A 5,564-nucleotide genomic window follows, 5' to 3' on the forward strand; every position below is an offset into this window, starting at 1 on the left:
GAAGACAGGGCGTAAGATTGTATATCGAATACTCGGATATAATGACTGGTTAAAGGATTTTTTTGCAACGTGGGAACGAATCCGAAGATTAAAACTGTGCATGGAATAGTAGTTTAACAGTAAAAAAGAAAAGGAAAGCAGAAGAAGAGCGGGAGCGGTACGTAATCACCTTGCAAAAGTATGGTAGTTTTCTCTATCAATAGTAATATTTTTCTTTTTAGTAAGTTTTTTCGCGACGAAACAAACAAAAAATACATTTAGAGACGCATAATAGTCCAAAATATTATCCCATTGTCTGTAGAGTGTTAAATCGCGCTTGTTTTAGGACTAGGCTAATAACGAAAAAGAAGGCACAAGACTTTACAGATTTAATATGCGGAAGCAAAAATGGCAGGATGAAATAAAAACTCATTTCTACAGCAATTGACCAGCCTCCTGGAACAACTGATGTGATGGTTTCTGGGTGGAATCCGTGGAGGAATACTGCCGTGATTGGAACAAACCACCATTCGATACCATTGGGAGCCCAGTATGATGGAGAAAACCCATTCACGAAAATGTAACTCAATATGGCGAGATAAAACATTGGAGCGATTCGAAAAAATCGCCTTATGTAAAAATTCCGAATTGGAAATGTTTCATGCGAGCTTCTAGCTACCCAAGACATGCAAAGCGTCAGTGCGCTGGCTACATAGAAAAGTTGAACGCCTCTCGCCCCTTCACCCATAAACCACAACAGCGTTACGTTGGTTGGTGCAACCGACTGAGACGAATGTACAAGGATTACTCCGAGAATTGCCATGCCTCGAAGCGCGTCGATAAAATCGTATTTTTTTATGTCTGAATTGCCCTGATAACTTGAGAAAATCACTATTATCAGGTAAAACTATCGTGTAGAAAATAAGGGTCACATCCGGACATTAGACAATATCTTCTTGAATTATTTATGTAATTTATGATCTTCTGCAAGTCGTTGCTCGACCATTGGTATCAAGAAAAATATCTTATCTGCGATTTCCCCGGTTCGTAACATGGTAAAAAGCCCCTTCAAATGCTATTCTTGCCAACCTTGCCATGGTTTCAGAATTATACATATCATGCAAATATTCAGATGTGCCCCCTTTCCTCCTTCCTGCTCAAATGTACATTCCAGGTTTTTTATAAAGGAGATTCCGGAGGAATTGGGGGGATACTATCGTACCCTTCTTAAAAGACCAAGGTGGGGTTCCTTGCTGGAGTAGAGGTCATGGACACTGCCTTCTGTCTGTGCGGACGGCGATCTCATTTCAAAACGCAGGTTTCCATCATACAGTCCCTGATGAAGATCATGAACGCTTTTACATCCGAGTTCCTGCAACGAATGCAATAAGCTTTGCATTAAATATTGCCCTAGATGAATAACCGAACCCTTGTCAACGACCGTTCCCGAAACACCCTGCGCAACTTTTATCCGGTCTTCAACGGACAAATACCTTTTGCCGCCTCCCTTTTCCATCGCCTCATGAGACGCCATTCCTCTGTATTTTTTAACCCGCACGCCGCCCTCATAAAAATATTCGCCGGGAGATTCTGTCGTACCGGCAAGCAGTCCGCCCATCATCACGGCACTTGCCCCCAGGGACAATGCCTTGACAATATGCCCGATGTGGGCAATACCGCCATCTGCTATAACCGGAATATTTGCGTATTCCCTGGAAAATTTCGCTGTATGGTATACAGCAGACCCCTGCGCTCTTCCTACGGCAAGGGTATCCTGGGTAATACAAATAGAACCGCTCCCCATTCCTATACGTAGAGAGTCAACTCCTGCGTCAATCAATGATTTACACTGCTTTGCGGTAACAACATTTCCTCCGATCACGTCAATATGCGGATAGTGTTTCTTAACGTACCGTACCATATCAATCTGAAAAATTGTATCACCTTGAGAAGAATCGATGACAACCACATCCACACCCGCCGTTGCCAGTTCAGCAAGGCGTTCCCTGTCTTCTTCGCGCGTAGAGAGCGCAGCGCCAACAAGGAGTTGTTTGCCCTTATCTTTTGACGAAAAGGGGAAATCCTCGTTTTTCAGCAAATCAGTGCGGCTCATAAGAGATACGAGCCTCCCCTGTTTATCGATTAGCGGCAATTTTCCCTTTTTGCTTTCTTTTAAGATTTTGTTCCCGTCAGAAAGAGATATTCCGGAAGAAGCTGTCACCAATTGCCTGGTCATTACCTCGCTCAATGGTTTCGTTCGATTGTCCTCAAAATCAATATCCCGCTTTGTGACAATTCCAACCAGCTTAGAATTTAATGTGCCGTCTTCTGTTATAGGAATCCCGGAAAACCCATATGTATCCTTAATAGTATCGACATCCATGATGGTATGGAAAGGGCTGAGGACAACCGGGTCAGTTATAAAACCATTTTCAAATCTCTTTACCTTGCGAACCTCCTTTGCCTGATCTTCAATGGTATTGTTATAATGAATAATGCCAATGCCGCCCAGCAAGGCCATGCTAATGGCCATCCTCGATTCGGTTACCGTATCCATGGGCGAACTGACGAGGGGTCTTTTTATCTTTATATTACGGGTAAGGTTGGTATCCAGACTAATTGTGTCTAAAATAAAATCTATGTGTCCGGGAAGCAGAATGAAGTCATTATAAGTAATGCCTTCTCCCCCTTCAAAAAGTGTTTTTGCGTCAAGTCCATTCGGCGGCATGGGTGTGTTATTAACCTCCAATTAAATGTTTAGGAATTTCAATATTAATGTAGAGACGCATTGCAATGCGTCTCTACATTAATCAATAACACAAGGATATCGTTTATGTCAAAGATAATTATAAAACCCGGTTAGGTAGTTAAGTGGTTAAAACTATTTGACTGTTACGGCAGGGAGTAACTCTTTCTTTTCAACAGGTTGGCAGCGGAAAAGAGGTTCACATAGAATCGTTCTGCCTGTTTGAGGTATTCGCCTTTCAGATTATCATAATCTTCAAGCATTTTCTGTTTATCGGAAACTATGCCCTTCAAAGACGCCAATTCACCCTCGTATGCTTCTGCCCATTCGGCAATCATGTTCCTTGTCACTTCAACATGGAATTGTATGCCGTAAATATTCCTGCCGTATTTGACCGCCTGATTTTCACATAATTCTGAGGTAGCAATCCTTTTCCCGCCTTCCGGTATACTGAAGGTATCTCCGTGCCACTGGTATACGGTTATTTCCCCGGGGAAATTTCTGAACACATTATCCTTCAATCCCTCTTCATCAATAGAAACCTTGTAAAATCCGATTTCCTTCTTTGGATTTTTTGATACCGTGCCGCCGATAGCCTTTACCATAAGTTGCGCCCCAAGGCAAACGCCTAAAAAAGGGATATCCCTCTTTATTATTTCCTTAAGAAAAACATTTTCATCCGCTAAAAAGGGATATTTTTCCTCTTCATACACATTCATAGGACCACCAAGACTTATCACCATTTGAAGAGTTTTTTTTAACTCCGGCAGATTATCTTTGTTTGAAAGATCAACAATTGCGTAAGAAATCTTGTTATCTTCCAGAAAGTCTCCAATAGTACCGGGACCTTCAATATCAATGTGTTTTATGAATAAAATCATAATGCTTATCCTGAAAAAATCCTACCATTAGTGCATAGTTTCGTTAAAATGTGTACGTAAAAAAATGTCATTGTGAGGAGTGAAGCGATGAAGCAATCTCTTGTTCCCAAAAGACTTAAGAGTGCTTCGCTGTAGCTCGTAATGACGGTATCAATGTAGATATTTTAATGAAACGTTATATTAAAAAAACATACTACCAACCCGGCGAAACAAATTCTAATGACAAATTGATTTGAAATTCCAAACAAGTGCATCTTTCGCATTTTGAAAATTAATATTCAATGTTCAATGTAAAAGAATAAAGGCAAATGAACAACCACTTGAGCATTGAATATTGAACATTTTTCTTAGTGCATAACATTTAGCATGAACTATATGACGGTATTTGATGGTATAACACTCCCTTTGGGAATAATGATAATAGAATCACGTATCATGTAATTTTCCGCATCAAATGTTTCTATCTTTTTCGTATTTTCTATATGAACGTTTTCTCCGATATGAACGTTTTTGTCAACAATAGCGCCCACGATTTTTGTGTTTTCTCCAATTCCGATGTTCGGTATCCCTTTCTCTTTGTTGGCACGAATATTTTCTTTTGTTTCATAATAGTCGGCACCCATAAGCACGGAACTCCTGATCGTAGTGTTTTTCTCTATTCTTGTTCGAAAACCAATTACCGAATCACTTATTTCCCCACTATCAATAATACACCCGTCGGCTATAATAGACTTTATAATCCTGCAATTGTTTATAATCGCTCCGGGCAGGGACAGTGGGCTGGTATATATTGGGTTTTTCTCGCTGTACAAGTTAAACCTCGGACTTAAGGTTGCCAATTCGAGATTGGCCTCATAAAATGATTTAATTGTCCCGATGTCCTCCCAATATCCGTCAAATAAATAGGCATGGACTGCTCTTTCCTTTATAATTTCAGGAATGATTTCCTTTCCAAAATCAGGTTTTTGTGATTTTTTTAATACTTCTTTTAATACGCCAATGTTGAACAGATAAATACCCATCGATGCCAAAAGTGTTCTCCCTTTTGGTTCAACCCCCCTTTTCTCAAAAAATGATGCATCCAAAGAAAGCGTATCGATAACTGCTTCATCTTTAGGTTTCTCAGAAAAACCAACAATGCGTCCCTGTTCGTTTATTTTTAAAAGACCCAGGGCTTGGGCATGTCTCCTTTCAGAAGGGATGGCAGAAACAGTCACTTCAGCGCCTGACTTGATATGTTCTCTGATAAAATGCTGATAATTCATTCGATATAACTGGTCACCGGAAAGAATCAATATGTATTCGATATTTGGTTGGTCAAAGAAACGCAGATTCTGGCGGACGGCATCCGCGGTGCCCTGATACCAGTCCAAACTGCCTATAGTTTGGTTTGCCGCAAGGACTTCGATAAATCCTTTTGAGAAATTATCAAATTTATATGACCTTGTGATGTGCCGGTGCAGGGAGGCGGAATTAAACTGGGTTAAAACATAAATTTTATTTATCCCTGAATTCAGACTATTACTAACTGGAATATCAATCAACCGGTATTTACCGGCAAGAGGCACTGCGGGTTTTGACCGTTCTTTTGTAAGGGGATAGAGTCTCGTTCCACGTCCCCCACCTAAAATAACAGAAATTACATTATCCATATTATTATCTCCTGCTTTAAGTTGTGTCGTTAAATCGTTTCAACCACTTAACTATTTAACCACCAAACTACTTAACCAAGGGGTGCATTCCCGATTTTTTGTATATCTTCACACATTTTGTTTTTTTACAAAGAATTGTAATACTTTAGTCCTATGAAAAAAACCGCTCGTTCCCAAGATCCGGCTTGGGAACGGGATTGTTTGAGAAGCTCCAGCTTCGAATGGAAAAGGGAATGAACCCATGATGTCAGCTTGGAGGCTTTTCAGTATGTTACCCAAGATATTTAGAAACATCTTTTGAATCGA

Annotated in this window: 4 protein-coding genes; all 4 read right to left on the reverse strand. The window is 40.3% G+C overall.

The features are described from left to right. Nucleotides 1-1,192: 1,192 nt before the first annotated feature. A complete protein-coding gene (gene guaB / locus QZT26_RS16230; protein WP_099326261.1) occupies nt 1,193-2,707 on the reverse strand; it encodes an IMP dehydrogenase in 1,515 nt (504 codons plus the stop codon). Nucleotides 2,708-2,871: 164 nt separating this feature from the next. After that, nucleotides 2,872-3,606 carry a type 1 glutamine amidotransferase gene (locus QZT26_RS16235; protein ID WP_295103648.1) on the reverse strand — a complete coding sequence of 245 codons (735 nt, stop codon included), beginning with the start codon at nt 3,604-3,606 and terminating at the stop codon, nt 2,872-2,874. Nucleotides 3,607-3,977: 371 nt separating this feature from the next. Next, complete coding sequence (locus QZT26_RS16240; protein WP_099326259.1) at nt 3,978-5,258, reverse strand: glucose-1-phosphate adenylyltransferase; 1,281 nt, start codon at nt 5,256-5,258, stop codon at nt 3,978-3,980. Between the two features lie 108 nt (nt 5,259-5,366). Continuing rightward, the coding region (locus tag QZT26_RS16245) for a hypothetical protein (protein WP_295103650.1) at nt 5,367-5,564 on the reverse strand (198 nt) is incomplete at its 5' end.

It is taken from the genome of uncultured Candidatus Kuenenia sp. (assembly GCF_900696675.1).
Lineage (GTDB): Bacteria > Planctomycetota > Brocadiia > Brocadiales > Brocadiaceae > Kuenenia > Kuenenia stuttgartiensis_A.

Bases quoted from the DNA above. Each gene is read 5' to 3' on its own strand.
- QZT26_RS16235 (WP_295103648.1), bottom strand. From the start codon at position 3,606: ATGATTTTATTCATAAAACACATTGATATTGAAGGTCCCGGTACTATT.
- guaB (WP_099326261.1), bottom strand. From the start codon at position 2,707: ATGCCGCCGAATGGACTTGACGCAAAAACACTTTTTGAAGGGGGAGAA.
- QZT26_RS16240 (WP_099326259.1), bottom strand. From the start codon at position 5,258: ATGGATAATGTAATTTCTGTTATTTTAGGTGGGGGACGTGGAACGAGA.